Raw genomic sequence first — 25,256 nt, 5'->3', positions numbered from 1 at the left:
AATGACCGCACACCGGGACCCCGGGGCACGCGGACTCACGCGACAAGGAAGCTCAGGTCCGCCGTTGCCCAGCGTTCCCCCACACCGGTGAGGGTCATCTGCCGGACCTCGTCGGTCGTGTCGCCCACCGCCCGGTGGATCACGACCTGGAGCCGGTCCTCGGTCAGTTCCTCGACCTTGCCCTCGCCCCACTCCACGACGACCACGGAGTCGGGCAGCGAGACGTCGAGGTCGAGGTCCTCCATCTCGTCGAGGCCGCCGGAGAGCCGGTAGGCGTCGACGTGGACCAGCGGCGGCCCGTCGCCCAGCGAGGGGTGCACCCGGGCGATCACGAACGTCGGCGAGGTGACGGCCCCGCGCACGCCGAGCCCCTCGCCCAGCCCACGGGTCAGCGTCGTCTTGCCCGCGCCGAGCTCTCCGCTGAGCATCACCAGGTCACCGGCGCGCAGTACTTTCGCGAGCCGGCGGCCCAGCTCCCGCATCTGCTCGGGGGACGTGACGACGATCTGGACGGAGCCGGGCTCAGCCGGGCTGTGCGGTGCTGGTGCTTCCATAGCCCTTCACGGTAGCCCCTGCGGGCACGGCACCCGTGCGGGTGAGCAGGTCGGCGAGGCGGTCGGTGACCACTTCCGGGTGTTCCAGCATCACCAGGTGGCCCGCGTCCGGCACCAGCACCAGCTCGGCGTCGGGGAGCAGATCGGCGATGGCCTCGCTGTGCTCACTCGGCGTGACCAGGTCCTGCACCCCGGCCAGGACGAGCAACGGCAGGTCGGTGAAGTGGACGAGCGCCTCGGTCTTGTCGTGGTCGTTGAACGCCGGGTAGTACTCGGCGACCACGTCGATCGGCGTGCTCTCGATCATCCGCTCGGCGAACCGGGCGACGGCCGGGTCGACGTCCCGGGAGGCGAACGAGTACCGCTTGATGATCCCGGCGAACAGGTCCGCGGTCGCCCGGCGCCCCTTCTCCACCAGCTCGGCCCGCTGCCCCAGCGCCTTCAGCACCCCGGGCAGCACCCGCCGCACCGCGTTGACCCCGGCGACGGGCAGACCGTAGTTGACCTCGCCGAGCCGCCCCGAGGACGTCCCCACGAAGGCGACCCCGACGACCCGCTCCCGGATCAGCTCGGGGTATTGGTCGGCCAGCGCCATCACCGTCATGCCGCCCATGGAGTGCCCGACGAGCACGAGCGGTCCCTCGGGGGCGGCCGCGTCTATGACGGCCTTCAGGTCCCGGCCCAGCTGCTCGATGGTGACCGGCTCGTCGTCCCGCGTCTGGGCCACGCCCCGCCCGGACCGGCCGTGGCTGCGCTGGTCCCAGTGCACGGTCCGTACGACGCCCCGCAGGGCAGCCCGCTGGAAGTGCCAGGAGTCCTGGCTGAGGCAGTAGCCGTGGCTGAAGACGACGGTGACGGGGGCCGGGGACTTGCGGCCGAAGAGCCGCCGGCGGCGTGGGCCGATGGCGGCGGGAGCGGCCTCCTCGTCGAGGTCGTCGACCTCGTAGTACAGCTCCGTGCCGTCGTCGGCGAACGCCTTGCCGGGCATGCCGCGCAGCGAGCCGTACGGCCCCGCGGAGTCCAGGGCGAGCCGGGCCTTCTGGCGCATGCCGCGGCCGACCGTCATCCGCTCCAGGGCGACACCGGCGGCCGCACCCGCGGCCACCACGCCTATCGCCACGCCGGCGATGCCGGTCGCCCGGCGCCAGCCCCCCGCGGCCCCCGCGGCGGAGACCGCGACGGCCGCCGAGGCGACGTCCGCGACGACCTCCGCACTGCTCTCGCTCACGTGCCGCTCCTCTTCGCCGGGTGCTGGTCGGGTGGCTCACCCGGTCGAGTGAACCGGGGGGCCGGATAGTGCTGCTGTTGCCAGGGTGCCTGGTGTTCGTCGCGTGACGGGTTCCCCGTGCGAGTTACCCGTCCCGTTCCTCATTCACATAGACGCGAGGAACACGCGTTCCGATCCGGGTCACGATCTCGTAGGCGATGGTTCCGGCCGCCTGGGCCCAGTCCTCCGCCGTGGGCTCTCCGCGATCCCCCGGCCCGAACAGGAGCGCCTCGGCCCCCGCCGCGGGCTCGTCGCCCCCCAGATCCACCACGAACTGGTCCATGGCGACCCGCCCGGCGATCGTGCGCCACTTGCCCTCGACCAGGACCGGCCCGGCCGAGGAGGCGTGCCGCGGGATGCCGTCGGCGTAGCCCAGCGGCACCAGGCCGAGGGTGGTCGCGCCGGGGGTCACGTACCGGTGGCCGTAGCTGACGCCGTGGCCCCCCGGCACGTGCTTGACCAGGGCCAGCGAGGCGGACAGCGTCATCACCGGGCGCAGCCCGAAGTCGGCCGGGGTGCCCAGCTCGGGGCTGGGCGAGATGCCGTAGGTGGCGATGCCGGTGCGGACCAGGTCGAAGTGGCTCTCGGGGAGCGTGAGGGTGGCCGGCGAGTTGGCGATGTGACGGACCTCGGGCCGCACGCCCTGCCCCTCGGCGTACGCGACCATCTCCCGGAACACGCCGAGCTGGTCGGCGATGGAGGGGTGCCCGGGCTCGTCGGCGCAGGCGAAGTGCGACCACAGCCCCGTGACGCGCAGCAGTCCCTCGGCCTCGGCCCGCAGCGCTTCCCGGACCAGTTCGGCCCAGTCCTCGCCGGGCTGGCAGCCGCCCCGCCCGAGGCCGGTGTCGGCCTTGAGCTGCACGCGGGCGGGCCGCTCGGCTCCCCTGGCCGCCCCGACGACCTCCGCCAGGGCCCACATCCCGCTGACGGACACGTCCAGGTCGGCTTCGATCGCCTCGCGCCAGGGTCCGCCGGGCGTCCACAGCCAGCACATGATGCGGCCCGGCAGCCCGGCGGCCCGCAGGGCCAGGGCCTCCTCCGGCGTGGCCGTGCCCAGCCAGGTCGCCCCCGCGGCGACGGCCGCGCGGGCGCACGGCACAGCCCCGTGGCCGTATGCCTCGGACTTCACCACGGCCATCACGGCCGCGCCCGGCGCATGGGCGCGCAGGGCCCGCACATTGGCCCGCAGGGCGGCCAGGTCGATCTCGGCCCGGGCCCGCAGGGGCGCGGTCGGGGCTGTTCTCTCGCTCATCGCGCCCAGTGTCTCAGAGGGCTCCGGCAGCAGGTCCGCTACGTCCCCGGCCGCCGGCCCCACACCAACACCCGGTCGCCCTTCCGCAGCACGCCCCACAGCCGCCGCGCGTCGCTCACGGTGAGATCGACGCAGCCCACCGAGCCGAACGCGATGAAGAACTGGGAGCAGGGCATGGGCGTGTCACCCGAACACACGAGCCGCACCCACCAGCCCGTCCGGCGCTTGAGGACACGGCCGCCAGACCGAAGCAGGGACGCGGGCGGGCGCACGGGACGCAGTCCAGGCCGGGACCGCCACGCGGCAGAAGTCACCCGGACACACCAGCCGCACCCACCAGCCCGTCCGGCGCTTGAGGACGAGGCCGTTCAGACCGAAAGCGGGGGTGCGGGAGCGGCAGCCCCCGGGTCGGGACGGGAAGGGGCGGAGGGGGCGACCCACTCCCACAACGGCCCTCACCGGCCCGCACCCGCACCCGCACCCGCACCCGCACCCGCAATCAGCCCTCCCCCGGCTCCCCGCCCCCGCGCCCCTAAGCCCTCACCCCTCACCCCACAACATTCCGCCAAGCCCCCGGCACCGCGTCGGCCACGTCATGCGCCCCCACCGGCGCCCCGTCCGCCGCCAACCGCCCAGCCAGCCCGTGCAGATACGCCCCGGCACTCCCCGCATCCACCGCCGACAACCCCGCCGCCAGCAACGACCCGCCCAGCCCGGACAGCACGTCCCCGCTCCCGGCCGTGGCCAGCCACCCCGTCCCCGTCGGATTGACCCGCACCGCCCCGCCCCCCGAGTCGGCCACCAGCGTCGTGGACCCCTTCAGCAGCACGGTCGCCCCGTACCGCCGTGCCAGCTCCCGAACCGCCGCCAGGCGACCGCCCTCGACCTCCCCCCGGTCCACGCCCAGCAGCGCCGCCGCCTCCCCCGCATGGGGCGTCATCAGCGTCGGCGCCCGCCGCCCCCGCACGACCTCCGCGTCCGCCAGCCGCAGCCCGTCCGCGTCGATGAGCACCGGCACGTCCACGGTCAGCACCTCCGCGACCGTCGCCGCGTCGTCCCCGGCCCCCGGCCCGACCACCCACGCCTGCACCCGCCCTGCGTGCTTCGGCCCCTGGTCCGACACGAGCGTCTCGGGAAACCGCGCGATGACGGCGTCCCCGGCCGGCCCGACGTACCGCACGGCCCCGGCCCCGCCCCGCAGCGCGCCCGACACCGCCAGCACAGCGGCCCCCGGATACCGCGCCGACCCGGCGGCGATCCCGACCACGCCCCGCCGGTACTTGTCGCTCTCCGCCCGCGGCACCGGCAGCAGCCGGGCCACGTCCTCGTGCTGCAACGCCTCCAGCTCCGGTTCGGCGGGCAGTTCCAGCCCGATGTCGACCAGCCGTACCGACCCCGCGTACTCCCGGGCGGGATCGATCAGGAGCCCCGGCTTGTGCGTCCCGAACGTCACGGTCAGATCGGCCTGTACGGCGACCCCGTGCACCTCCCCGGTGTCGGCGTCGACACCGCTCGGCAGATCGACCGCGACGACGGCCCCGCGCGAGCGCTGGGCCGCGGCGGCCAACGGCACCGCCTCCGGCCGCAGCCCGCCCTTCCCGCCGATCCCGACGATCCCGTCGACGACGAGGTCCGCGCCCTCCACCAGCGCCTCCCCGTCACCGGCCCCCGCGACCCGCCCCCCGGCCCGCCGCAACGCCGCGAGCCCCGCCGCGTGCGTCCGCTCCGGCGCGAGCAGCACCGCCGTGACCCCGGCCCCCCGACGGGCCAGCCGGGCCCCGGCGTACAGGGCGTCACCTCCGTTGTCGCCGCTGCCGACCAGAGCCACGACCCTGCTGCCGTACACCCGCCCCAGCAGGTCGGCGCAGGCCGCGGCGAGCCCGGCGGCGGCGCGTTGCATCAGCGCCCCCTCCGGCAGCCGCGCCATCAGCTCCCGTTCGGCGTTCCGGACCGTCTCCACGCTGTACGCAGTACGCATGCGGTCGAGTTTCCCGCAGGACCGCCGCCCCACTCCCCCTCACACGCCTCCCCCACACCGGCGAACCATGTCGCATCCATTGACGCTCTGCCGCCCCTTTGCCAGACTCCCGGCCGCGCAGAAAGCGCTTGCACACACCCCCACGTTCGACGAAACCGAGGCCCCCCATGGGACGCAGAGCCGCATTACTGGCCGCCGCCGGTGCCACCGCCCTCCTCACCGCCGCCGGCACCCTGACCGCCCCCGCCACGGCCGCCCCCACACGCGCACTGGCCTGCGGAGACGGCTCCTACCAGGCCGAGGCCGTGCAGAGCGGCGGCAACTGGACCGCCCGGCGCGGCGGCAGCACGGTCTACACCGGCACCGACATGCGCGCGGCCGTCCAGGCGGCCGTCAACAGCCTCACCGCCGGGCGCACCGCGAAGGAACGGGTCGTGGTCCGCGGCTCGGGTTCGGTCTCGGCCGGCTCCCGCATCTCCCTGCCGAGCTACACCGTCCTCGATGTCTGCGGCACGATCAACGTCACCGGCAGCGGCTCGGGCGACCAGGCGCCGGTCTACTCGCGCGGCACCCGCGACGTCGAGGTCCAGAACCTCAAGCTCACCGGCACCCCGCTGTACGGCGTCTTCCTGCGCAACGTCCAGAACGTGGTGCTGGGCCAGATCGACATGCGCCTCTCCCGCGGCCTGGGCGTCCGCATCGACAACCGCGGCGACACCAGCCAGTGGACGCGCAACGTCCGCATCGACAACGTCTACGTCTCCGGCGCGTCCAGTCACGCGGTCGAGACCTACGGCGTCGACGGCATCACCATCGGCACGGTGACGGCCCGTAACGTCGGCGAGTCGGGCCTGCTGCTCAATCAGACCGTCAACGCCAGGGTCACCAAGGTGGACGCGGAGAACGCCGGCACGGGCACCGGCTACGCCGCCTTCCGCATGGCCAACCGCAACGGCCGGATCGGCAGCGGCTACCCCACCAACATCCGCGTCGGCGAGGTCGTCGCCCGGGGCGGCGGACGCGGCGTGTTCTGCGTCTCGGAGAGCGGCGGGGCCGTCATCGACAAGGTGACGCTCTCCGGCACCGGCAACAACTCGGTCCTGATCGAGAACTGCTACAACGTCAGCCTCGCGGCGCAGAGCGGCACGATCACGGGCGGCGGCGAACTGCGCCTGGCGGCCCGCTCGGAGTTCCCCAACAACAAGGACATCACCATCCAGAACCTGACGGTCACCAACTCGGCCATCAGGGAGAGCCCGTGCGGCGAGAACACGACGTTCCGCAACATCACGCGGGTGAACACCAGCCAGTCGGTCTGCTGACCCTGCTCCCGGAGCCCTCGCCACCCCACTCGGCGGGGGCTTCGGGGCCCTTCCCCCGGGCCACGCGTCAAAGGCGTATGATCGAGCCGTGTTTTGAACTCGTTCAAAAAGGGGGATCGACGAGACATGACCATCTCGACAGCACCCGGAGACAAGGACAGCCCCGCCACCGCCCTTGGCCCCACGGCCCTGGTCCTCGGCGCCTTCTCGGCCGTGGGCACCTGGGCGTTCCTGTTCCCGTGGACGGTACTGGCCGGAGCACTCGCGGTGACCTTCGGAGCGATGGGCCTCCACTACGCCCGCAGGGGCACGGGCCGGCTGTGGCCGGCGGCAGTCGGTACGGCCCTGGGAGCGATCGGCTTCATCGGCACGGTCACGCTGCTCTGGAGCCTGACCTAGGGGTTGCGGACACCCTTGGGGGGGGCGCCTCACGCCTCGGCGATGACCACGGCCGAGGCGACGCCCGCGTCGTGACTCAGCGACACGTGCCAGGTCCGCACGCCGAGTTCGGCGGCCCGCGCGGCGACCGTCCCGGTCACCCGCAGCCGGGGCTGCCCGCTGCCCTCGACACACACCTCGACGTCGGTCCAGAGCAGCCCGGGCGGAGCGCCGAGCGCCTTGGCCAGGGCCTCCTTGGCCGCGAACCGCGCGGCGAGCGAGGCCGCCCCCCGCCGCTCCCCGCTCGGCAGCAGCAACTCCCGCTCCACGAACAGCCGCCCGGCCAGCGCGGGCGTGCGCTCCAGTGAAGCCGCGAACCGCTCGATCTCGGCAACGTCGATGCCGACCCCGATGATGCTCATGGGCAGCACCCTACGGTGACGGGCGGGATCCGGCGGAAACGGCGTCCGATGGGCCGCCCGGTCCACCCCATGATCCTCAACTTCACCTGCCCGCTATAGAGTTCGCGCTGACCGCGATGAGCAAACGGCATCGCACGCAAACGGGAGGACACCATGAAGTTCATGTCGCTGGGGACCGCGGCCACCGCCATAGCCCTCTTCGCCACGGCCCTCACCGGCACCGTCGCCACCGCCGGCACCGCCGCGGCGGCGACGAAGCCGGACTGCAGCAGCGCGCTGACCAACGTGAAGCCCAAGGCGACCGTCAACCTCCGCAGCCAGCCCAAGACGAGCTCCACGGCCCTCGGCACCTGGGGCAAGGGCAAGAAGGGCGGGGTCTGCTTCGGCGACCGCGGGCCCACCAAGGGCGGCACCTACACGGCCTGCGGAAAGACGAGCAACAAGTGGTACTTCGGCGGCCCCAACAGCACCAGCAAGGAAGGCTGGGTCCCGGCGACCTGCCTGCCCATCTGAGCCGAACACCTGACGGCCTGACCGGCTGACGAGGGGCGAAGGGCACAGGCCGTTCGCCCCTCTTGCTCACTCCCTCACTCCGGAATGCCGCTCACTCCACCGTCACCGACTTGGCCAGGTTCCGCGGCTGGTCCACCTCGTTCCCCCGGGCCGTCGCCAGCTCGCACGCGAACACCTGAAGCGGCACCGTCGCGACGAGCGGCTGCAGCAGGGTCGGCGTGGCGGGAATCCGGACCAGATGGTCCGCGTACGGCACGACCGCCTCGTCGCCCTCCTCCGCGATCACGATCGTCCGGGCACCGCGCGCCCGGATCTCCTGGATGTTGGACACGATCTTGTCGTGCAGCACCGAGCGCCCACGCGGCGACGGCACCACCACGACCACCGGCAGGTCCTCCTCGATCAGGGCGATCGGCCCGTGCTTCAGCTCCCCGGCCGCGAACCCCTCCGCGTGCATGTAGGCAAGCTCCTTGAGCTTCAGCGCGCCTTCGAGCGCCACCGGATACCCCACATGCCGACCGAGGAACAGCACCGTCTTCTTCGAGGCCAGCGTGCGTGCCAGCTCCCGCACCGGCTCCATCGTGACCAGCACCTGATCCACCGCACCGGCGATCGAGGACAGGTCGCGGATCACCGCCCGGATCTCGTCGCCCCACTTCGTCCCCCGCACCTGGCCCAGGTACAGGGCGACCAGGTAGCACGCCACGAGCTGCGTCAGGAACGCCTTGGTCGAGGCGACGGCCACCTCCGGCCCGGCGTGCGTGTACAGCACCGCGTCCGACTCCCGGGGAATCGTCGAACCGTTGGTGTTGCAGATCGCCAGCACCTTGGAGCCCTGCTCACGGGCGTGCCGCAGCGCCATCAGCGTGTCCATGGTCTCGCCGGACTGGGAGATGGCGATGACGAGCGTCTGCGCGTCCAGGATCGGGTCCCGGTAGCGGAACTCGCTCGCCAGCTCCACCTCGCAGGGCAGCCGCGTCCAGTGCTCGATGGCGTACTTGGCGATCATCCCGGCGTGGAAGGCCGTACCGCAGGCGACGATGACGACCTTGTCGATCTCCCGCAGCACCCCCGGGGGGATCCGCACCTCGTCCAGCGTCAGCGAACCGGAACCGTCGATGCGGCCCAGGAGCGTGTCGGCGACCGCCTTGGGCTGCTCGGCGATCTCCTTGAGCATGAAGTAGTCGTAGCCGCCCTTCTCCGCGGCCGAGGCGTCCCAGTCGACGTGGTAGGACCGCACATCGGCCGGGCGTCCGTCGAAGCCGGTCACCGTCACGCCGTCCCGGCGCAGCTCCACCACCTGGTCCTGGCCGAGCTCGATCGCCGAGCGCGTGTGGGCGATGAACGCGGCGACGTCCGAGGCGAGGAAGGCCTCGCCGTCCCCGACGCCGACCACCAGCGGCGAGTTCCGCCGCGCGCCCACCACCACGTCCGGCTCGTCGGCGTGCACCGCGACCAGCGTGAACGCGCCCTCCAGCCGCCGGCACACCAGCCGCATCGCCTCGGCGAGATCCGCGCAGGAGGAGAACTCCTCGGCGAGCAGATGCGCGACGACCTCGGTGTCCGTCTCGGAGACCAGCTCGTGGCCGCGCTCCGCCAGCTCGGCCCGCAGTTCGGCGAAGTTCTCGATGATGCCGTTGTGCACCACCGCGACCCGGCCCGCGTTGTCGATGTGCGGGTGGGCGTTGGGGTCCGTCGGCCCGCCGTGCGTGGCCCAACGGGTGTGCCCGATGCCCGTGGCGCCGGTCGGCAGCGGTCTGCCGTCCAGTTCCTTCTCCAGGTTGAGGAGCTTGCCGGCCTTCTTCGCCGCCGCCAGCCCGCCGTCGGCCAGGACGGCGACGCCCGCCGAGTCGTACCCCCGGTACTCCAGCCGCTTCAGCCCGGCCATCACCACATCGAGCGCCGACTGCGGCCCCACGTATCCCACGATTCCGCACATGAGCCGCAGCCTACGGGCCGACGCTCCCGGAAAACCCCTTCCGCGTGCCCGGATTCGGAAATAATCCAGCCTTTCGTGACCCCTGCGGCGGCCCCTCAGACCTTCGCCCGGTAGGCCCGCATCGCCAGCGGATAGAACACCAGGGCGATGCCCGCCGCCCACACCAACGACCACAGCACCGGCTCCGCCACCGCCCCGCCCAGCAGCAGCCCCCGGAACGCATCCGACAGGTGGGTCACCGGATTGACGTCGCTCCACGCCTGGAGCCAGCCGGGCATCGTGTCGACGACGACGAACGCGCTGCTGGTGAAGGTGATCGGGAAGATGAGCGTGAAGGCGAACGCCTGGACCTTCTCGGCGTCGCCGGCCAGCATCCCGATCAGCACCGCGCTCCAGGAGACGGCCGCGGCGAACACCACCACCAGCAGGGTGCCGAGCAGGAAGCCGCCGAATCCGCCGGTGATGCGGAAGCCGAGCGCCAGGCCGAGGCCGATCATCAGCAGCAGCGCCCACAGGTGCTTGGCGAGGTCCGCGGTGATCCGGCCGATGAGCGGGGCGGAGCGGGCGATGGGCAGGCTGCGCAGCCGGTCGAAGACGCCCTTGGTGAGGTCGGTGTTGAGGGCCATCGCCGTGTACATCGTCATGAACAGGGTGTTCTGCACGATGATCCCGGGCAGCGCGTACTTCAGGTACGCGTCGGGCGAGCCGGCCATCTGCCCGCCCAGCACATAGGTGAACAGGAACACGAACATGATCGGCGTGATGCTGTAGTCGACCAGTTCGAGCGGGTTGTGCTTGACGGCGACCAGGCTCCGCCAGGCCATCGTGAAGGTCTGCCGCAGCCCGGCGAGGGGCGGCACCCGGCCCGACGCGGTGACCGGTGGGGTGAGGGTGGTGGCGGTGGCGGTCATGACCGGCTCACCGCCTTCTCCAGCCCCTCGTCCTCCCGAACGGCCGCACCGCCGTCCTCCTCGGCCTCGCCCGGCTCGGCGCGGTGGCCGGTCAGGGAGAGGAAGACCTCGTCGAGCGAGGAGCGGCGCAGGGCCAGCTCCCCGACGGCGATGCCCTCCCGGTCCAGCGCGCGCACGACGGTCGGCATCAGCTCGGGGTCCTTCACCGGGGCGGTGACCGTCTCGCCCTCGATCCGGGCCTGCGGCCCTGCGGCCCCGGCCACCAGCGCGTGCGCCCGCGCGATGTCCTGCCCGGCGATCGGCCTGAGCTCCAGCACCTGGCCGCCGACCTGCGCCTTCAACTGGTCCGGTGTGCCCTCGGCGATCACGCGGCCCTTGTCGATCACCACGATGTCATCGGCGAGGACATCGGCCTCGTTCAGGTACTGCGTGGTCAGCAGGGCGGTCGCGCCGTCCGCGACCAGGCCGCGCAGCAGGTCCCACAGCTCACCGCGGCTGTGCGGATCAAGACCCGTGGTCGGCTCGTCGAGGAAGAGGATGCTGGGCCGGCCGACGAGGCTGGCCGCGAGGTCCAGGCGCCTGCGCATGCCGCCCGAGAAGGTCTTCGCGGCCCGCCCGGCCGCGTGGGTCAGCTGGAACCGCTCCAGCAGTTCCCCGGCCCGGTCCTTCGCCTCCCGCCTCGGCAGACCCAGCAACCGGCCGATGAGCAGCAGGTTCTCGGTGCCGGTCAGGTTCTCGTCGACCGCCGCGTACTGCCCGGTCAGCCCGACGAGGGAGCGTACGACCCCGGCCTCCCGGATCACGTCGTGGCCGGCCACCCGGGCCCTGCCCCGGTCCGGGCGCAGCAGTGTCGCGAAGATCCGCACCGCGGTCGTCTTCCCCGCACCGTTGGGGCCCAGCAGCCCGAGCACCGTGCCCTTGCGGGCCGCCAGGTCGACGCCGGCCAGCGCCTCGGTCTCCTTGAACCGCTTGACCAGGCCTTCCGCCTCTATCGCGTACGTCATGGGTACCCCCAGGCGTTCGTGGGCCCCGGACCGAGCCCACCTCTCCCACAACTGTGACGCACACCACTGACATTCCACCCGCACCAGCTTTTCTCAGGAGGAAGCCGGGCGAACACCTCGCGTGACGGATCCCACCTCACCATCCGTTCGTACGCCCGTAACAATGGACTGTGATCTCTCCGGTCTCCTCGATGCCCCGGAGCGCCCACCGGCCCCGCCCGGAGGCGACTCCCTACGTCGACCTCACCCGAACCGAGTGGAGTGCGCTGCGTGACAAGACGCCGCTGCCGCTGACGGCCGAGGAGGTCGAGAAGCTGCGCGGTCTCGGCGACGTGATCGACCTCGACGAGGTGCGCGACATCTACCTCCCGCTCTCCCGCCTGCTCAATCTCTACGTCGGTGCCACCGACGGCCTCAGAGGCGCGCTGAACACGTTCCTGGGCGAGAAGGGCTCCCAGTCGGGCACCCCGTTCGTCATAGGCGTGGCCGGTTCGGTCGCCGTGGGCAAGTCGACGGTCGCCCGCCTCCTCCAGGCCCTGCTCTCCCGCTGGCCCGAGCACCCGCGGGTCGAGCTGGTCACCACCGACGGCTTCCTGCTCCCCACCCAGGAGCTCCAGGCCCGCGGCCTGATGTCCCGCAAGGGCTTCCCGGAGTCCTACGACCGCCGCGCCCTGACCCGCTTCGTCGCCGACATCAAGGCCGGCAAGGACGAGGTCACCGCGCCCGTCTACTCCCACCTGATCTACGACATCGTCCCCGACAAGAGGCTCACGGTCCGCCGCCCGGACATCCTGATCGTCGAAGGCCTGAACGTCCTCCAGCCGGCCCTGCCCGGCAAGGACGGCCGCACCCGCGTCGGTCTCGCCGACTACTTCGACTTCAGCGTGTACGTCGACGCCCGCGTCGAGGACATCGAGACCTGGTACCTCAACCGCTTCCGCAAGCTGCGCGCGACCGCCTTCCAGAACCCCTCCTCGTACTTCCGCAAGTACACGCAGGTCTCGGAGGAGGAGGCCCTCGACTACGCCCGGACGATGTGGCGCACCATCAACCGGCCCAACCTGGTGGAGAACATCGCCCCCACCCGCGGCCGGGCCACCCTCGTCCTGCGCAAGGGCCCGGACCACACGGTGCAGCGGCTCAGCCTGCGCAAACTGTGACGGCAGGGGAAAGACGGGTTAGATGGGCGCCATGCTCCACCTGCGCATGATCACACCGTCCGACCGGACCGACGAAGCGGTCCTGCTGATCGAGAAGACGGTCGGCACCACCCACCTCGTCGTGCTGCCGGGCGCCGCCCGCGACCCCGCCGGGGACGTGGTGATGTGCGACGTCGCGCGTGAGGCGGGCGACGAACTGCTCGCCGGTCTGCGGGAACTGGGCATCGACACCACCGGCTCCATCGCGGTCGAGTCCATAGACCTGTCCCTGTCCGAGCGGGCCGACCAGGCCGAGGCCGACGCGCCCGGCGAGGGCGCGGACGCGGTCCTCTGGGAGCAGCTGACCGACGCGACGCACGAGGAGTCCACCCTCTCGGTCACGTACCTGGCCTTCATCACGCTCGCCACGATGATCGCGGCCTGTGGCGTGGTCCTGGACAACGCGATCCTGATCGTCGGTGCCATGGCCGTGGGCCCGGAGTTCGGCCCGCTCGCCGGCCTCAGCACCGCGATCGTCCGGCGCCGCCCCCGGCTCGCCCTGCGCTCATTGATCGCCCTGCTGGTGGGCTTCGCGGCGGCGATGGCGGTGACGGTCGCCTTCAGCCTCTTCATGGACGCCGTGGACCTGTTCAGCGAGGAGCAGCTCATGGCCGACCGTCCGAACACGGGCTTCATCTACGCCCCGGACTGGTTCTCCTTCGTCGTGGCGGTCCTGGCCGGCATCGCCGGCACGCTCTCCCTGACCTCGGCCAAGTCGGGCGCCCTGGTCGGCGTGGCCATCTCGGTCACCACGATCCCGGCCGCCGCGAACGCGGCCGTGGCCCTGAGCTACGGCGACACGAAACAGACGTGGGGCTCCACGGAACAGCTCCTGCTGAACCTGCTGGGCATCATCGTCGCGGGCACGCTGACGCTGCTGGCACAGAAGTGGTTCTGGTCCAGGCAGCCCAAGAACGCGCCGTGAGGGCGACGTTCCTCAGGGGCGCGGGGAACTGCGCGAACAACCACGGCGAAAGCCGCACTCAGTCCCCGGCGGAACCCCCCACCCCCTACTCGGTCATCAGCCGAGCGCCGACTTCACCGCATCGGCCAACCGCCCCGCGACAGACCGAGCCTGCTCGATATCGGCCGCCTCGACCATCACCCGGACCAACGGCTCCGTCCCGGAGGGCCGCAGCAGCACCCGCCCGGTCTCCCCGAGCTCCCGCTCCGCGTCCGCAACGGCCGCCGACAGCTCCGCGGACGTCCCCACCCGCGTCCTGTCGACATCCGGCACATTGATCAGCACCTGCGGCAGCCGCTCCATGACCCCGGCGAGATCCGCCAGCGTACGCCCGCTCTGAGCCACCCGAGCCGCCAGCAGCAGCCCGGTCAGCGTCCCGTCGCCGGTCGTCGCGTGGTCGAGGATGATCACGTGCCCGGACTGCTCGCCCCCGAGGGCGAACCCGTGCTCCTTCATCTCCTCCAGCACGTACCGGTCGCCGACGGCGGTCTGCACCAGCCGGATGCCCTCGCGCTCCATGGCGAGCTTGAACCCGAGGTTCGACATCACCGTGGCGACGACCGTCTCGGACCGCAGCACGGACCGCTCCCGCATCGCCAGCGCGAGCACGGCGAGGATCTGGTCCCCGTCCACCTCCGCGCCGGTGTGGTCGACGGCGAGGCACCGGTCGGCGTCGCCGTCGTGCGCGATGCCGAGGTCGGCGCCGTGCTCGACGACGGCGGCCTTGATCTTGTCCAGGTGCGTCGAACCGCACCCGTCGTTGATGTTGAGCCCGTCCGGCTCGGCCCCGATCGTGACGACCTCGGCACCGGCCCGCTGGAACACCTCGGGCGAGACCCGGGCGGCGGCGCCGTGCGCCTCGTCGAGGACGACCTTCAGCCCGTCGAGCCGGTTCGGCAGGGCGCTCAGCAGATGCGCGACGTACCGCTCGGAGCCCTCCTCGTACGCGCGTACGCGGCCCACTCCGGCCCCGGTCGGCCGGTCCCACGGGGCGCCGGTGCGGTGCTCCTCGTAGACGGACTCGATGCGGTCCTCCAGCTCGTCGGCGAGCTTGTGCCCACCGCGGGCGAAGAACTTGACGCCGTTGTCGGGCATGGCGTTGTGGCTGGCGGAGAGCATCACACCGAGGTCGGCGCCGAGCTCCCCGGTCAGGTACGCCACGGCGGGCGTCGGCAGCACGCCGACCCGCAGGACGTCCACGCCGGCACTGGCGAGACCAGCGACCACGGCGGCTTCCAGGAACTCCCCGGACGCACGGGGGTCACGCCCGACCACGGCGGTCGGCCGGTGTCCCTCGAACGTGCCCGCCTCGGCCAGTACGTGTGCCGCGGCCACGGAGAGGCCCAGGGCCATCTCCGCCGTCAGATCCGCGTTGGCGACACCGCGCACGCCGTCCGTGCCGAAGAGTCGTCCCACAGTGGTGTCCTCCGAATTGCTGAAGAGAATGCGGCTCACATCCCCGATGTGCACCCCCTGAGACTGTCCGGGGGCTGTAGGGGTTGTGTAAACGAAACCGCCCCGGCAGCACAACCGTGCCGCCGGGGCGATCGTTGCGAAGCCAGTCGCCAGGACGGGCGTCGCGTTTAGCGCTTGCTGTACTGCGGAGCCTTGCGGGCCTTCTTCAGACCGGCCTTCTTGCGCTCGACCGCACGGTCGTCGCGCTTGAGGAAGCCGGCCTTCTTCAGCGGGCCGCGGTTGTTGTCGACGTCCGCCTCGTTCAGCGCACGGGCGACACCGAGACGGAGCGCACCGGCCTGGCCGGAGACACCGCCACCGGAGATGCGGGCGACGACGTCGTAGCGGTCGTCGAGCTCGAGCACCTTGAAGGGCTCGTTGACTTCCTGCTGGTGCACCTTGTTGGGGAAGTAGTCCTCAAGGGTGCGACCGTTGATCTTCCACTTGCCGGTGCCCGGGACGATCCGGACGCGGGCGATGGCGTTCTTGCGACGGCCCAGGCCGGCGGCCGGCTGGGGCTCACCGAAGCGGGAGGCCATGGACTCCGAGGTGTACTCACCCTCGACGGGGACCTCGGACTCGGTGGTGTAGCTGTCGATGTCGACTTCTTCGAGCGGCTGCTCGGCAGTGGTCTCGGCCACGATTCTCCTCAGATTCTCTTCAGGCTTAGGGGGTGGCCGGACTTACTGCGCGACCTGGGTGATCTCGTACGGCTGCGGCTGCTGCGCGCCGTGCGGGTGCTGGTCACCCTTGTAGACCTTCAGCTTCGAGAGCATCTGACGGCCCAGCGTGTTCTTGGGGAGCATGCCCTTGACGGCCTTCTCGATGGCCTTCTCGGGGTTCTTGTCCAGCAGCTCGTCGTAGCGGACGGAGCGCAGACCACCCGGGTAGCCGGAGTGGCGGTACGCCATCTTCTGGGTCCGCTTGTTGCCGGACAGGTGCACCTTGTCGGCGTTGATGATGATGACGAAGTCACCAGCGTCGACGTGCGGCGCGTAGATCGGCTTGTGCTTGCCCCGGAGGAGCGTCGCGGCAGTGGTGGCGAGACGGCCCAGGACAACGTCCTGAGCGTCGATGACGTGCCACTGGCGCGTCACATCGCCGGGCTTGGGGCTGTACGTACGCACGGTTCGTAGCCTTCGCTTCGAGTGAATGGTCCATAACTGGTCACCGAAACGATCACGACAGCCTGGACCGCACTGCGGCGACGCATACCGCGTACGTGGGGTCGCTGGTCATCGGCCCGGTGGACCGGTGTAAGGGCCCGTCCCGTGAGAATGAGCAAGCCAATACACAACGAACAAGCAGAATACCGGGGTACACCACAAGGGTCAAAACGCGGGATCACCGAAGCCGCTCGGTCACGGAGACGTACAGGACGGCGCAGAGCGTGACGACCCTCCGCAGCGTCCGCCGCCGCAGCGGCCGTACGTACGGGAACACCGCCGAGACGGCGACGTCCACGGCGAGGGCCGCACACCACCGCACCACGGATCCTCCGGCGCGCGGACGACGGCACGCCCCCAGCGCCCCCACCACGACCGACGGCCACACCCCGGCCGCCAGGGCCGGCCAGGACAGCAGACACCCCAGCAGCACCACCGCCGGCAGCACTCGCCCCAACCACCCGGAGATGTCGTTTTTGCCCGTGCGCATGAGAGGAACGCTAGGGGCTGGAGAGCCCGTCCGGGCGGACCAGCACACCCCTTGTCCCGTCTAAGATGCGGCCCATGAGCTATGGGCAGCAGGGGGGACCTCAGTCCCAGTGGGATCCCTGGAAACCGCAGTCGCAGCAGCCCTGGAACAGCGGGGGCGGCCAGTCGCCGGACTGGGCGGCGCTCGCTGAAGCCTCAGAGGCCCGCAACAAGCGACGCCGGCTGCTGCTGATCGGCGGCGGGGCGTTCGCCACCGTCGCGATCGGCACCGCCGTCGCGGTGGCCGTCGTCTCGGCGGGCGGCGACAAGCAGGGGAACCCGGCCTCCCTGCCGTCGGCCGACATCCCGAGCCAGACCGCCTCGGCCCCGTCCTTCGCCCCGACCAGCGCCCCTCCCCCGCTGGACCCGAAGGACTTCATCGCCAGCGCGAAGAAGGACAAGGCCCCGCTCAGCCCGGACACCCTCTTCCCGGGCACCCAGCTGACCGAGGCCGGGACGCTGTACAAGAAGGGCCCCACCGCCGACACCCGCAACTGCGGCTCCGCGGCCGGCGGCACACTCCCCAAGATCCTCACGGCAAACGACTGCACGCGCCTGATACGCGCCACCTACGTCAAGGACGGCATGGCGGTGACGGTGGGCGTGGCCGTCTTCGACACCGAGGCGCAGGCCGTGAAGGCCAAGGGCCAGAGCACCAAGAAGAGCTTCGTGAAGTCGCTCTCCGGCGGCGGCGTGAAGCCCTTCTGCGAATCCGGGTTCTGCCGCACGACCACCAACTCCTACGGCCGTTACGCCTACTTCACCAACGCCGGCTTCACCAACGGCAAGAACGTGACGCCCAAGGACACCCCGGTCTACAAGACCGGGGACGACCTGGCCCGGTTCACGTTCGACCAGATCCGGCGCCGCGGCGAGGTCCAGGCCTCGGCCGCGGCCAACGAATAGCCGGACGTCAGCAGCAGCCCGCCGATGGCAGCGACCGCTTGTTCCGCGCCTCCTTGCTGCGCGCGGCGAGCAGGTCGTCGGCCGGGTAGCCGACCTCCTCCAGCGTCAGCCCGTGCGGCCGTACGACGTGCACGGCCGAGTCCCGTACGCCGGCCGCCAGCACCTTCCCCGGCCATTCGGCGGGCCGGTGCCCGTCCCCGACGAACAAAAGCGCCCCGATGAGCGAGCGCACCATGTTGTGGCAGAAGGCATCGGCCCGCACGGTGGCGGTGATGATCCCGTCGTCCCCCCGCACCAGGCTCAGCTCCTGGAGCGTGCGGATCGTGGTCGCGCCCTCGCGCTTCTTGCAGTACGCGGCGAAGTCGTGCTCGCCCATCAGTCCCCGGGCCGCCTCGTTCATGGCGTCCACGTCGAGGGGCCAGTCGTGCCACAGCACATGGCCGCGCAGCAGCGGGTCGACGCCTCCGGGGTTGTCGGTGACCCGGTACGCGTACCGCCTCCAGACCGCCGAGAAGCGGGCGTTGAAGCCACTCGGCGCCTCCCTGAGGGCCCAGACCCGGACGTCCCGCGGGAGCCGTCCGGCGAGCCGCTTCAGCAGCTTCTGGTGGTGCTCGGCCCACACCTCACGCGGCAGGTCCACGTGAGCGACCTGCCCGCGCGCGTGCACGCCCGCATCGGTACGCCCCGCGACGGTCAGCTCGTAGGTCTCCCGCGACCGCGTCACGGTCCGCAGGGCGTCCTCGATCTCGCCCTGCACGGTCCGCCGCCCCCCGGCCTGCTTGGCCCACCCGGAGAACTCACTCCCGTCGTACGACAGATCAAGCCGGACCCGGACGTGGCCGGCCTCTACTTCGTCACTCACCCCAGGATCCTCTCACCGACACAAAAGCGGGCCCGTCCCCTGTGAAAGGGAACGGGCCCGCCCGGCAGACGCTTACGCGTCCTTGGACTCCTCGGCGTCCTCGGCCTTGGTCGTGTCGACCTGAGCCTCGGCAGCCTCGGCGTCCTTGGCGGCGCGCTTGGTCGCGGCCTCGGCCTCGCCCGTCGCCTCCTGCGCCACCGTCAGAGCCTCGACCAGCTCGATGACAGCCATGGGCGCGTTGTCGCCACGGCGGTTACCGATCTTGGTGATGCGGGTGTAGCCACCCGGACGGTTCTCGTAGCGCGGGCCGATCTCGGTGAAGAGCGTGTGCACGATGCTCTTGTCCGTGATGACCTGGAGCACCTGACGGCGGTTGTGAAGGTCGCCCTTCTTCGCCTTGGTGACCAGACGCTCGGCGTACGGCCGCAGCTTGCGGGCCTTCGCCTCGGTGGTGGTGATGCGGCCGTGCTCGAAGAGCGACTTCGCGAGGTTCGCGAGCATCAGCTTCTCGTGCGCGGCGCTGCCGCCCATACGGGCACCCTTGGTGGGCTTCGGCATGGTGCTTCTCCTAGGTGTCTGCCCCGGCCGTATCAGGTACCGGGGTCAGTATCCGAGCAGGCGGTCGCCTGTCGGAGATCCGGGCGCCGTTTTCTGGCGCCCGGAGGGATCCGCGCCCCCACAGGGGCGCGGGGAACTGCGCGACCGGCCACAACGGGCCGGCAGCCGAATCAGTACTGCTCGGTCTCCACGAACCCGGCGTCCGCGTCGTCGTCCGCACCGAAGGCGTCGGCCGCAGCGGTCGGGTCGAACCCGGGAGGCGAGTCCTTGAGCGCGAGGCCCATACCCGCCAGCTTCGCCTTGACCTCGTCGATCGACTTCGCACCGAAGTTGCGGATGTCGAGCAGGTCCGCCTCGGAACGGGCCACGAGCTCACCCACGGAGTGGATGCCCTCGCGCTTGAGGCAGTTGTACGACCGAACGGTGAGCTCCAGCTCCTCGATCGGCAGCGCCAGATCGGCGGCCAGGGCGGCGTCCGTGGGGGACGGGCCCATGTCGATGCCCTCGGCGTCGATGTTCAGCTCGCGGGCGAGACCGAACAGCTCGACCAGGGTCTTACCGGCGGACGCCATGGCGTCACGCGGGCGCATGGCCTGCTTGGTCTCGACGTCGACGATCAGCTTGTCGAAGTCGGTCCGCTGCTCGACACGCGTGGCCTCGACCTTGTACGTGACCTTGAGAACCGGCGAGTAGATCGAGTCGACCGGGATGCGCCCGATCTCCTGACCGACCTGCTTGTTCTGCACGGCGGAGACGTAACCGCGGCCACGCTCGACCGTGAGCTCCATCTCCAGCTTGCCCTTGCCGTTGAGCGTGGCGAGGACGAGGTCGGGGTTGTGCACCTCGACACCGGCCGGGGGCGCGATGTCGGCGGCGGTGACCAGACCCGGGCCCTGCTTGCGCAGGTACATCACGACCGGCTCGTCGTGCTCCGAGGAGACGACCAGCTGCTTGATGTTGAGGATCAGGTCGGTGACGTCCTCCTTGACGCCCGGCACGGTGGTGAACTCGTGCAGCACGCCGTCGATGCGGATGGACGTGACCGCCGCACCCGGGATCGAGGAGAGGAGGGTCCGGCGCAGGGAGTTGCCGAGGGTGTAACCGAAGCCCGGCTCCAGCGGCTCGATCACGAACCGGGAGCGGAATTCGTCGACGACCTCTTCGGTCAACGAGGGACGCTGAGCGATCAGCATGTGGTGAGTCCTTCAGTCAGGGGCACCCACTATTTGATGCCCTTGCCACCGGGCGGCAGCCCGATATGTGTTGCAGTTACAAGGGTACGGGCGATATGGCTCCGAAGAGCCATACCGCCCGAAAACCTCAGACCGACAAGCGGCCGTACATCTGCCCCGAGGGGTCAGACGCGGCGGCGCTTGGGCGGACGGCAGCCGTTGTGCGGGGTCGGCGTGACGTCCTGGATCGAGCCGACCTCCAGGCCGGTGGCCTGCAGGGAGCGGATCGCGGTCTCACGACCGGAGCCCGGGCCCTTGACGAAGACGTCGACCTTGCGCATGCCGTGCTCCTGGGCGCGGCGGGCAGCCGACTCGGCGGCCATCTGCGCGGCGAACGGCGTGGACTTCCGGGAGCCCTTGAAGCCGACGTGGCCGGCGGAGGCCCAGGAGATCACGTTGCCGGACGGGTCCGTGATCGAGACGATCGTGTTGTTGAACGTGCTCTTGATGTGCGCGTGGCCGTGAGCGACGTTCTTCTTTTCCTTGCGGCGCACCTTCTTGGCAGCGCCCTGACGACCCTTGGGGGGCATCTATTACTCCTACGGGAGGTGGTCGGTCCTACAGCGAAGACCGTGGACAGGCGTCCGCTGTGGACTACTTCTTGCCCGGCTTCTTCTTGCCGGCGATGGCGCGACGCGGACCCTTGCGGGTACGAGCGTTGGTGCTGGTGCGCTGACCGCGGACGGGCAGACCACGACGGTGACGCAGACCCTGGTAGGTACCGATCTCGACCTTGCGGCGGATGTCGGCCTGGATCTCGCGACGGAGGTCACCCTCGGTCTTGATGTTGTTGTCGACGTACTCGCGGATCGCGACCAGCTGCTCCTCGGAGAGGTCCCGAACACGGGTGTTCGGGTCCACGCCGGTGGCGGCCAGCGTCTGCTGGGAGAGAGTCCGGCCGATGCCGAACACGTAGGTGAGGGCGATCTCCACGCGCTTTTCGCGCGGGATGTCAACACCGGAAACGCGTGCCATTCAATGGCTCCAGTTACTTGTCGGAGGTCTTCCGCAGAACCGACTCCCAGCCGCCGTACCAGGTACGAACTGAGTCCCCAGCCTCCGAACCGGGGGTGTCAGGCGAACGCTCGTTCCCCTGGGTCCTGCGTATGAACATATTCAGCTTGCGTCGCGCGAATCTCTGCGATGGATGCAGAGGGATCGGTCGTGCGTCAGCCCTGGCGCTGCTTGTGGCGCGGGTTGTCGCAGATGACCATGACCCGGCCGTGACGGCGGATCACCCTGCACTTGTCGCAGATCTTCTTGACGCTCGGCTTGACCTTCATTAGGTGAGGTTCTCCGGGTCAGTGCCACCACCCCGCCGGAAGCGGGATGCGGGCAAGATCTACTTGTAGCGGTAGACGATCCGGCCACGGGTCAGGTCGTACGGAGACAGCTCCACCACGACCCGGTCGTCAGGGAGGATGCGGATGTAGTGCATGCGCATCTTGCCGCTGATGTGTGCCAGGACCTGGTGGCCGTTCTGGAGCTCGACCTTGAACATGGCGTTCGGAAGAGACTCGACGACAGTGCCCTCGATCTCGATGGCACCTTGCTTCTTGGCCACGCTTCGCCCTTCGAATCGACTACCTTGATCGACTCTGTGCGGGCGCATGCAGGCATGCGGGTACACAAGAGCCGACGAGTCAGTCTACGTCAGGGCTCTCGGAAACACGAATCGAGAGAGTCTGCCCCGGCGCGGACAGCTTTAAGCGCGCGCCCAGGGGGCGTGGGGAACTGCGCGCCAAGCCACGATGCACCCGCAGCCGCCCCACAGGGCCACCCGCTCCGGCAGGCGCTCAGCCCAGCGGGTCCGGAGCAGCGACAACGCCAAGCTCCGCCAGCTTCGCCTTCCCACCGTCGGGAGCCGTCAGCACCAACGGCCCCTCTTCCGTCAGAGCAACGGAGTGCTCCCAGTGGGACGACCAGGTGCCGTCAGTCGTAATGACGGTCCAGTCGTCCGACAGGACCTCCGTCTTCGGCGTCCCCAGCGACACCATCGGCTCGATCGCGAGGCAGAAGCCGGGCACCAGCTTCGGGCCCTTGCCGCGCCGCCGGTCGACGTAGTTCAGCAGGTGCGGGTCCATGTGCATCTCGGTGCCGATGCCGTGCCCGCCGTAGTCCTCGATGATCCCGTACTTGCCGCCGCCCGGCTTGGGCTGGCGGCGGATGTACGTCTCGATGGCCCGGGAGACGTCGACCAGGCGGTTACCCTGCTTCATCGCGGCGATGCCGGCCCACATCGACTCCTCGGTCACCCGCGAGAGCTCGACCAGCTCCGGGGAGTGACCGGACCCGACGAAGGCCGTGAAGGCCGCGTCGCCGTGCCAGCCGTCGATGATCGCGCCGCAGTCGATGGAGATGACGTCCCCGTCCTTGAGGACGACGTCGTCGGACGGGATGCCGTGGACGACGACCTCGTTCACCGACGTGCAGATCGTCGCCGGGAAGCCGCCGTAGCCGAGGAAGTTCGGCTTGGCGTTGTGCTCGGCGAGCACCTTGCGGGCGACCTGGTCCAGATCCTTCGTCGTGGCCCCGGGTACGGCGGCCTCACGGGTCGCCGCGTGAATGGCGGCGACGACCAGCCCCGCCTCACGCATCTTGGCGATCTGCTCGGGGCTTTTGATCTGCACCATGGGAGCTACGGCCTTTCTGGACCTTCGGCGACGATGAACGCCTTCAACGATACGGGGCCGCGCGACCGGCCCCACCCACACAGCAGCCGCGGCTCCCCGAGGGGAACCGCGGCCGTAGCTGCGTACGGACGACTACTTGTCGCCCTCGCCACGCTTCAGCGCCTCCATGGCGCGAGTCGTGACGTCCTCGACCTTGCCGAGCGCCGAGATCGTGACCACCAGGCCCTGGGCCTTGTAGTAGTCGATGATCGGCTCGGTCTGGGTGTGGTAGACCTCCAGGCGCGTCCGGACCGTCTCCTCGGAGTCGTCGTTGCGCTGGTACAGCTCACCGCCGCAGACGTCGCAGACGCCGTCCTTGGCCGGCTGCTTGTACGTCACGTGGAAGACGTGGGCGGAGTCGTTACGGCAGATGCGGCGGCCGGCGATCCGCTTGACCACCTCGTCCTCGGGGACCTCCAGGTCCAGCACCGCGTCGAGCTGCATGCTCTCGGTCTCGAGGAGCTCGTCGAGCGCCTCGGCCTGCGACACGTTGCGGGGGAAGCCGTCCAGCAGGAAACCGTTCTCGGCGTCCGGCTGCTCCATGCGGTCCTTCGCCATGGCGATGGTGACCTCGTCGGGCACGAGATTGCCCGCGTCCATGTAGGACTTCGCCAGTTTGCCGAGTTCCGTCTGCCGGCTGATGTTGGCCCGGAACAGGTCGCCCGTGGAGATGTGCGGGATCGACAGGTTCATGGCCAGGAACGCGGCCTGCGTTCCCTTACCGGCGCCCGGCGGCCCGACGAGGACGATACGCATCAGCGGAGGAACCCTTCGTAATTGCGCTGCTGGAGCTGGCTCTCGATCTGCTTCACGGTCTCGAGACCGACACCCACGATGATCAGGATGCTGGTCCCGCCGAACGGGAAGTTCTGGTTTGCCCCGAAACCTGCCAACGCCATCGTCGGCACGAGAGCGATCAGTCCCAAGTACAGCGAACCCGGCCAGGTGATCCGGTTGAGTACGTAGCTCAGGTACTCAGCGGTCGGTCGGCCAGCCCGGATGCCCGGGATGAAGCCACCATACTTCTTCATGTTGTCGGCGACTTCCTCGGGGTTGAAGGAGATCGCCACATAGAAGAACGCGAAGAAGACGATCAGCAGGAAGTACGTAATGATGTAGTACGGGTGGTCGCCCTTGACGAAGTGTTGCTCGATCCAGGTCTTCCAGCCCGACGTGCCTCCCGCGAACTGAGCGATCAGCGCCGGGATGTAGAGCAGCGACGAGGCGAAGATGACGGGGATCACACCCGCCTGGTTCACCTTGAGCGGGATGTAGGTGGACGTACCGCCGTAGGAACGACGGCCGATCATGCGCTTGGCGTACTGGACCGGGATGCGGCGCTGGGCCTGCTCGACGAAGACCACCAGGCCGACCATGGCGAAGCCGACCAGGATGACCGTGCCGAACTCGATCCAGCCGCCGGCCAGGGAGCCCTCCTGCTTGATGGCCCACAGCGCGGACGGGAAGGTGGCGGCGATCGAGATGAACATCAGGATCGACATGCCGTTGCCGATGCCGCGGTCGGTGATGAGCTCGCCGAGCCACATCACGGCCGCCGTACCGGCGGTCATGGTGATGACCATGGTGATGGTGACGAAGATCGACTGGTCGGGGACGATCTGGCTGGCCACCGGGCAGCCCTGGAACAGAGCGCCGCTGCGGGCGGTGGCGACGAGGCCGGTGCCCTGAAGGATGGCGAGGGCGATCGTCAGGTAACGGGTGTACTGCGTGATCTTCGCCGTACCGGCCTGGCCCTCCTTCTTCAGGGCTTCCAGGCGCGGGATCACCACGGTCAGCAGCTGCAGAATGATGCTCGCCGTGATGTACGGCATGATGCCCAGCGCGAAGATCGTGATCTGCAGCAGCGCGCCGCCGCTGAACATGTTGACCAGGCCGAAGATGCCCTGGTTGGCCTCGGCGTTATCGATACAGGTCTGGACGTTCCGGTAGTCGACGCCTGGGATCGGGATGTGTGTACCGACCCGGTAGACCACGATGATGCCGAGCGTGAAGAGCAGCTTCTTGCGCAGGTCGGGCGTCTTGAACGCCCGGGCGAACGCGGTGAGCACGGTGCCTCCTGCGACCCCCGCGCAACTGCGTCAAGGGTGACGGTCTTGAGGTTCGACGAATAGGTAACGGTCAACTGCCGCTGAGAGTGCCCGAAGTGAAGCACC

Annotated in this window: 29 protein-coding genes; 6 read left to right on the top strand and 23 right to left on the bottom strand. The window is 70.1% G+C overall.

Going from position 1 to position 25,256, the window contains the following annotated elements:
- Positions 1-35: 35 nt before the first annotated feature.
- From tsaE to RFN52_RS24550, 5 genes are all read right to left on the bottom strand, one after another.
- Complete coding sequence (gene tsaE, locus RFN52_RS24570; RefSeq protein WP_184849044.1) at positions 36-554, bottom strand: tRNA (adenosine(37)-N6)-threonylcarbamoyltransferase complex ATPase subunit type 1 TsaE; 519 nt, start codon at positions 552-554, stop codon at positions 36-38.
- Positions 523-1,782 carry an alpha/beta fold hydrolase gene (locus RFN52_RS24565; protein WP_184849043.1) on the bottom strand — a complete coding sequence of 420 codons (1,260 nt, stop codon included), beginning with the start codon at positions 1,780-1,782 and terminating at the stop codon, positions 523-525. The genes tsaE and RFN52_RS24565 overlap by 32 nt, the downstream gene beginning before the upstream one ends.
- A 124-nt stretch (positions 1,783-1,906) precedes the next feature.
- Positions 1,907-3,073 carry an alanine racemase gene (alr, locus tag RFN52_RS24560; RefSeq protein WP_184849041.1) on the bottom strand — a complete coding sequence of 389 codons (1,167 nt, stop codon included), beginning with the start codon at positions 3,071-3,073 and terminating at the stop codon, positions 1,907-1,909.
- Between the two features lie 38 nt (positions 3,074-3,111).
- Complete coding sequence (locus RFN52_RS24555; protein WP_373308503.1) at positions 3,112-3,249, bottom strand: hypothetical protein; 138 nt, start codon at positions 3,247-3,249, stop codon at positions 3,112-3,114.
- Between the two features lie 371 nt (positions 3,250-3,620).
- The gene (locus RFN52_RS24550; RefSeq protein ID WP_184849039.1) at positions 3,621-5,051 is read right to left on the bottom strand and encodes an NAD(P)H-hydrate dehydratase; all 1,431 of its coding nucleotides are present in this window, start codon (positions 5,049-5,051) and stop codon (positions 3,621-3,623) included.
- A gap of 167 nt (positions 5,052-5,218) precedes the next feature.
- On the opposite strand from RFN52_RS24550, the gene RFN52_RS24545 reads away from it, so the two are divergent.
- Positions 5,219-6,373, top strand: a complete 1,155-nt coding sequence (locus RFN52_RS24545) for a right-handed parallel beta-helix repeat-containing protein (protein WP_184849037.1) — start codon at positions 5,219-5,221, stop codon at positions 6,371-6,373.
- A gap of 126 nt (positions 6,374-6,499) precedes the next feature.
- Positions 6,500-6,772: a hypothetical protein gene (locus RFN52_RS24540; protein ID WP_184849035.1), complete on the top strand. Its 273-nt coding sequence runs from the start codon at positions 6,500-6,502 to the stop codon at positions 6,770-6,772.
- Positions 6,773-6,801: 29 nt separating this feature from the next.
- Here RFN52_RS24540 and RFN52_RS24535 read toward each other — a convergent pair whose 3' ends face one another.
- Positions 6,802-7,173: a holo-ACP synthase gene (locus RFN52_RS24535; protein ID WP_184849033.1), complete on the bottom strand. Its 372-nt coding sequence runs from the start codon at positions 7,171-7,173 to the stop codon at positions 6,802-6,804.
- 153 nt (positions 7,174-7,326) lie between these two features.
- On the opposite strand from RFN52_RS24535, the gene RFN52_RS24530 reads away from it, so the two are divergent.
- Positions 7,327-7,686 (top strand): hypothetical protein, encoded by a 360-nt coding sequence (locus RFN52_RS24530; protein ID WP_311241045.1) that lies wholly within the window; start codon positions 7,327-7,329, stop codon positions 7,684-7,686.
- Between the two features lie 91 nt (positions 7,687-7,777).
- Here the strand turns inward: RFN52_RS24530 and glmS are convergent, their stop codons facing one another.
- The 3 genes from glmS to RFN52_RS24515 all read right to left on the bottom strand — a co-directional run bounded on the left by glmS (position 7,778) and on the right by RFN52_RS24515 (position 11,540).
- A complete protein-coding gene (gene glmS / locus RFN52_RS24525; RefSeq protein WP_184849030.1) occupies positions 7,778-9,625 on the bottom strand; it encodes a glutamine--fructose-6-phosphate transaminase (isomerizing) in 1,848 nt (615 codons plus the stop codon).
- Positions 9,626-9,720: 95 nt separating this feature from the next.
- Complete coding sequence (locus RFN52_RS24520) at positions 9,721-10,536, bottom strand: ABC transporter permease (protein WP_184849028.1); 816 nt, start codon at positions 10,534-10,536, stop codon at positions 9,721-9,723.
- Entirely contained in the window at positions 10,533-11,540 is a 1,008-nt protein-coding gene (locus tag RFN52_RS24515; RefSeq protein ID WP_184849026.1) for an ATP-binding cassette domain-containing protein, read from the bottom strand. Before RFN52_RS24515 ends, RFN52_RS24520 begins: the two co-directional genes overlap by 4 nt.
- Before the next feature lie 191 nt (positions 11,541-11,731).
- On the opposite strand from RFN52_RS24515, the gene coaA reads away from it, so the two are divergent.
- Together coaA and RFN52_RS24505 are read left to right on the top strand one after the other, a co-directional pair.
- A complete protein-coding gene (gene coaA, locus RFN52_RS24510) occupies positions 11,732-12,700 on the top strand; it encodes a type I pantothenate kinase (protein ID WP_184854017.1) in 969 nt (322 codons plus the stop codon).
- 31 nt (positions 12,701-12,731) lie between these two features.
- The gene (locus tag RFN52_RS24505) at positions 12,732-13,664 is read left to right on the top strand and encodes a DUF389 domain-containing protein (RefSeq protein ID WP_184854016.1); all 933 of its coding nucleotides are present in this window, start codon (positions 12,732-12,734) and stop codon (positions 13,662-13,664) included.
- A 96-nt stretch (positions 13,665-13,760) separates the two neighbouring features.
- Here RFN52_RS24505 and glmM read toward each other — a convergent pair whose 3' ends face one another.
- The 4 genes from glmM to RFN52_RS24485 form a co-directional block, all read right to left on the bottom strand.
- On the bottom strand, positions 13,761-15,119 hold the full coding sequence (gene glmM / locus RFN52_RS24500; RefSeq protein ID WP_184849025.1) for a phosphoglucosamine mutase: 1,359 nt from the start codon (positions 15,117-15,119) through the stop codon (positions 13,761-13,763).
- A 167-nt stretch (positions 15,120-15,286) separates the two neighbouring features.
- A complete protein-coding gene (rpsI, locus tag RFN52_RS24495) occupies positions 15,287-15,799 on the bottom strand; it encodes a 30S ribosomal protein S9 (RefSeq protein ID WP_184849023.1) in 513 nt (170 codons plus the stop codon).
- A gap of 42 nt (positions 15,800-15,841) precedes the next feature.
- Entirely contained in the window at positions 15,842-16,285 is a 444-nt protein-coding gene (rplM, locus tag RFN52_RS24490; protein ID WP_010036634.1) for a 50S ribosomal protein L13, read from the bottom strand.
- Positions 16,286-16,502: 217 nt separating this feature from the next.
- The gene (locus RFN52_RS24485) at positions 16,503-16,814 is read right to left on the bottom strand and encodes a hypothetical protein (RefSeq protein ID WP_184849022.1); all 312 of its coding nucleotides are present in this window, start codon (positions 16,812-16,814) and stop codon (positions 16,503-16,505) included.
- Between the two features lie 74 nt (positions 16,815-16,888).
- On the opposite strand from RFN52_RS24485, the gene RFN52_RS24480 reads away from it, so the two are divergent.
- Positions 16,889-17,758, top strand: coding sequence for a hypothetical protein (locus tag RFN52_RS24480; RefSeq protein WP_184849020.1), 870 nt, complete (start codon positions 16,889-16,891; stop codon positions 17,756-17,758).
- A 7-nt stretch (positions 17,759-17,765) separates the two neighbouring features.
- Here the strand turns inward: RFN52_RS24480 and truA are convergent, their stop codons facing one another.
- The 10 genes from truA to secY all read right to left on the bottom strand — a co-directional run bounded on the left by truA (position 17,766) and on the right by secY (position 25,151).
- A complete protein-coding gene (truA, locus tag RFN52_RS24475) occupies positions 17,766-18,620 on the bottom strand; it encodes a tRNA pseudouridine(38-40) synthase TruA (protein ID WP_184849019.1) in 855 nt (284 codons plus the stop codon).
- 72 nt (positions 18,621-18,692) lie between these two features.
- The gene (gene rplQ / locus RFN52_RS24470; protein ID WP_184849017.1) at positions 18,693-19,178 is read right to left on the bottom strand and encodes a 50S ribosomal protein L17; all 486 of its coding nucleotides are present in this window, start codon (positions 19,176-19,178) and stop codon (positions 18,693-18,695) included.
- Between the two features lie 170 nt (positions 19,179-19,348).
- Entirely contained in the window at positions 19,349-20,371 is a 1,023-nt protein-coding gene (locus RFN52_RS24465; protein ID WP_003966937.1) for a DNA-directed RNA polymerase subunit alpha, read from the bottom strand.
- 164 nt (positions 20,372-20,535) lie between these two features.
- Positions 20,536-20,940, bottom strand: coding sequence for a 30S ribosomal protein S11 (gene rpsK, locus RFN52_RS24460; RefSeq protein ID WP_003956432.1), 405 nt, complete (start codon positions 20,938-20,940; stop codon positions 20,536-20,538).
- Between the two features lie 64 nt (positions 20,941-21,004).
- Positions 21,005-21,385: a 30S ribosomal protein S13 gene (gene rpsM / locus RFN52_RS24455; RefSeq protein WP_004984507.1), complete on the bottom strand. Its 381-nt coding sequence runs from the start codon at positions 21,383-21,385 to the stop codon at positions 21,005-21,007.
- A 194-nt stretch (positions 21,386-21,579) separates the two neighbouring features.
- Positions 21,580-21,693 carry a 50S ribosomal protein L36 gene (gene rpmJ, locus RFN52_RS24450; protein ID WP_003974245.1) on the bottom strand — a complete coding sequence of 38 codons (114 nt, stop codon included), beginning with the start codon at positions 21,691-21,693 and terminating at the stop codon, positions 21,580-21,582.
- Positions 21,694-21,752: 59 nt separating this feature from the next.
- Positions 21,753-21,974 carry a translation initiation factor IF-1 gene (gene infA / locus RFN52_RS24445; RefSeq protein WP_003948620.1) on the bottom strand — a complete coding sequence of 74 codons (222 nt, stop codon included), beginning with the start codon at positions 21,972-21,974 and terminating at the stop codon, positions 21,753-21,755.
- A 232-nt stretch (positions 21,975-22,206) separates the two neighbouring features.
- Positions 22,207-23,043, bottom strand: coding sequence for a type I methionyl aminopeptidase (map, locus tag RFN52_RS24440; protein ID WP_184849015.1), 837 nt, complete (start codon positions 23,041-23,043; stop codon positions 22,207-22,209).
- Between the two features lie 132 nt (positions 23,044-23,175).
- The gene (locus RFN52_RS24435) at positions 23,176-23,838 is read right to left on the bottom strand and encodes an adenylate kinase (protein ID WP_184849013.1); all 663 of its coding nucleotides are present in this window, start codon (positions 23,836-23,838) and stop codon (positions 23,176-23,178) included.
- Positions 23,838-25,151: a preprotein translocase subunit SecY gene (secY, locus tag RFN52_RS24430; RefSeq protein ID WP_184849011.1), complete on the bottom strand. Its 1,314-nt coding sequence runs from the start codon at positions 25,149-25,151 to the stop codon at positions 23,838-23,840. The genes RFN52_RS24435 and secY overlap by 1 nt, the downstream gene beginning before the upstream one ends.
- Between the last annotated feature and the right edge of the window lie 105 nt (positions 25,152-25,256).

This window comes from Streptomyces collinus, from assembly GCF_031348265.1.
In the GTDB taxonomy this organism is placed as follows: Bacteria; Actinomycetota; Actinomycetes; order Streptomycetales; family Streptomycetaceae; genus Streptomyces; species Streptomyces collinus.
The sequence above is the reverse complement of the archived record's forward strand: the minus strand, read 5'-3'. Positions and strand labels throughout refer to the sequence as shown.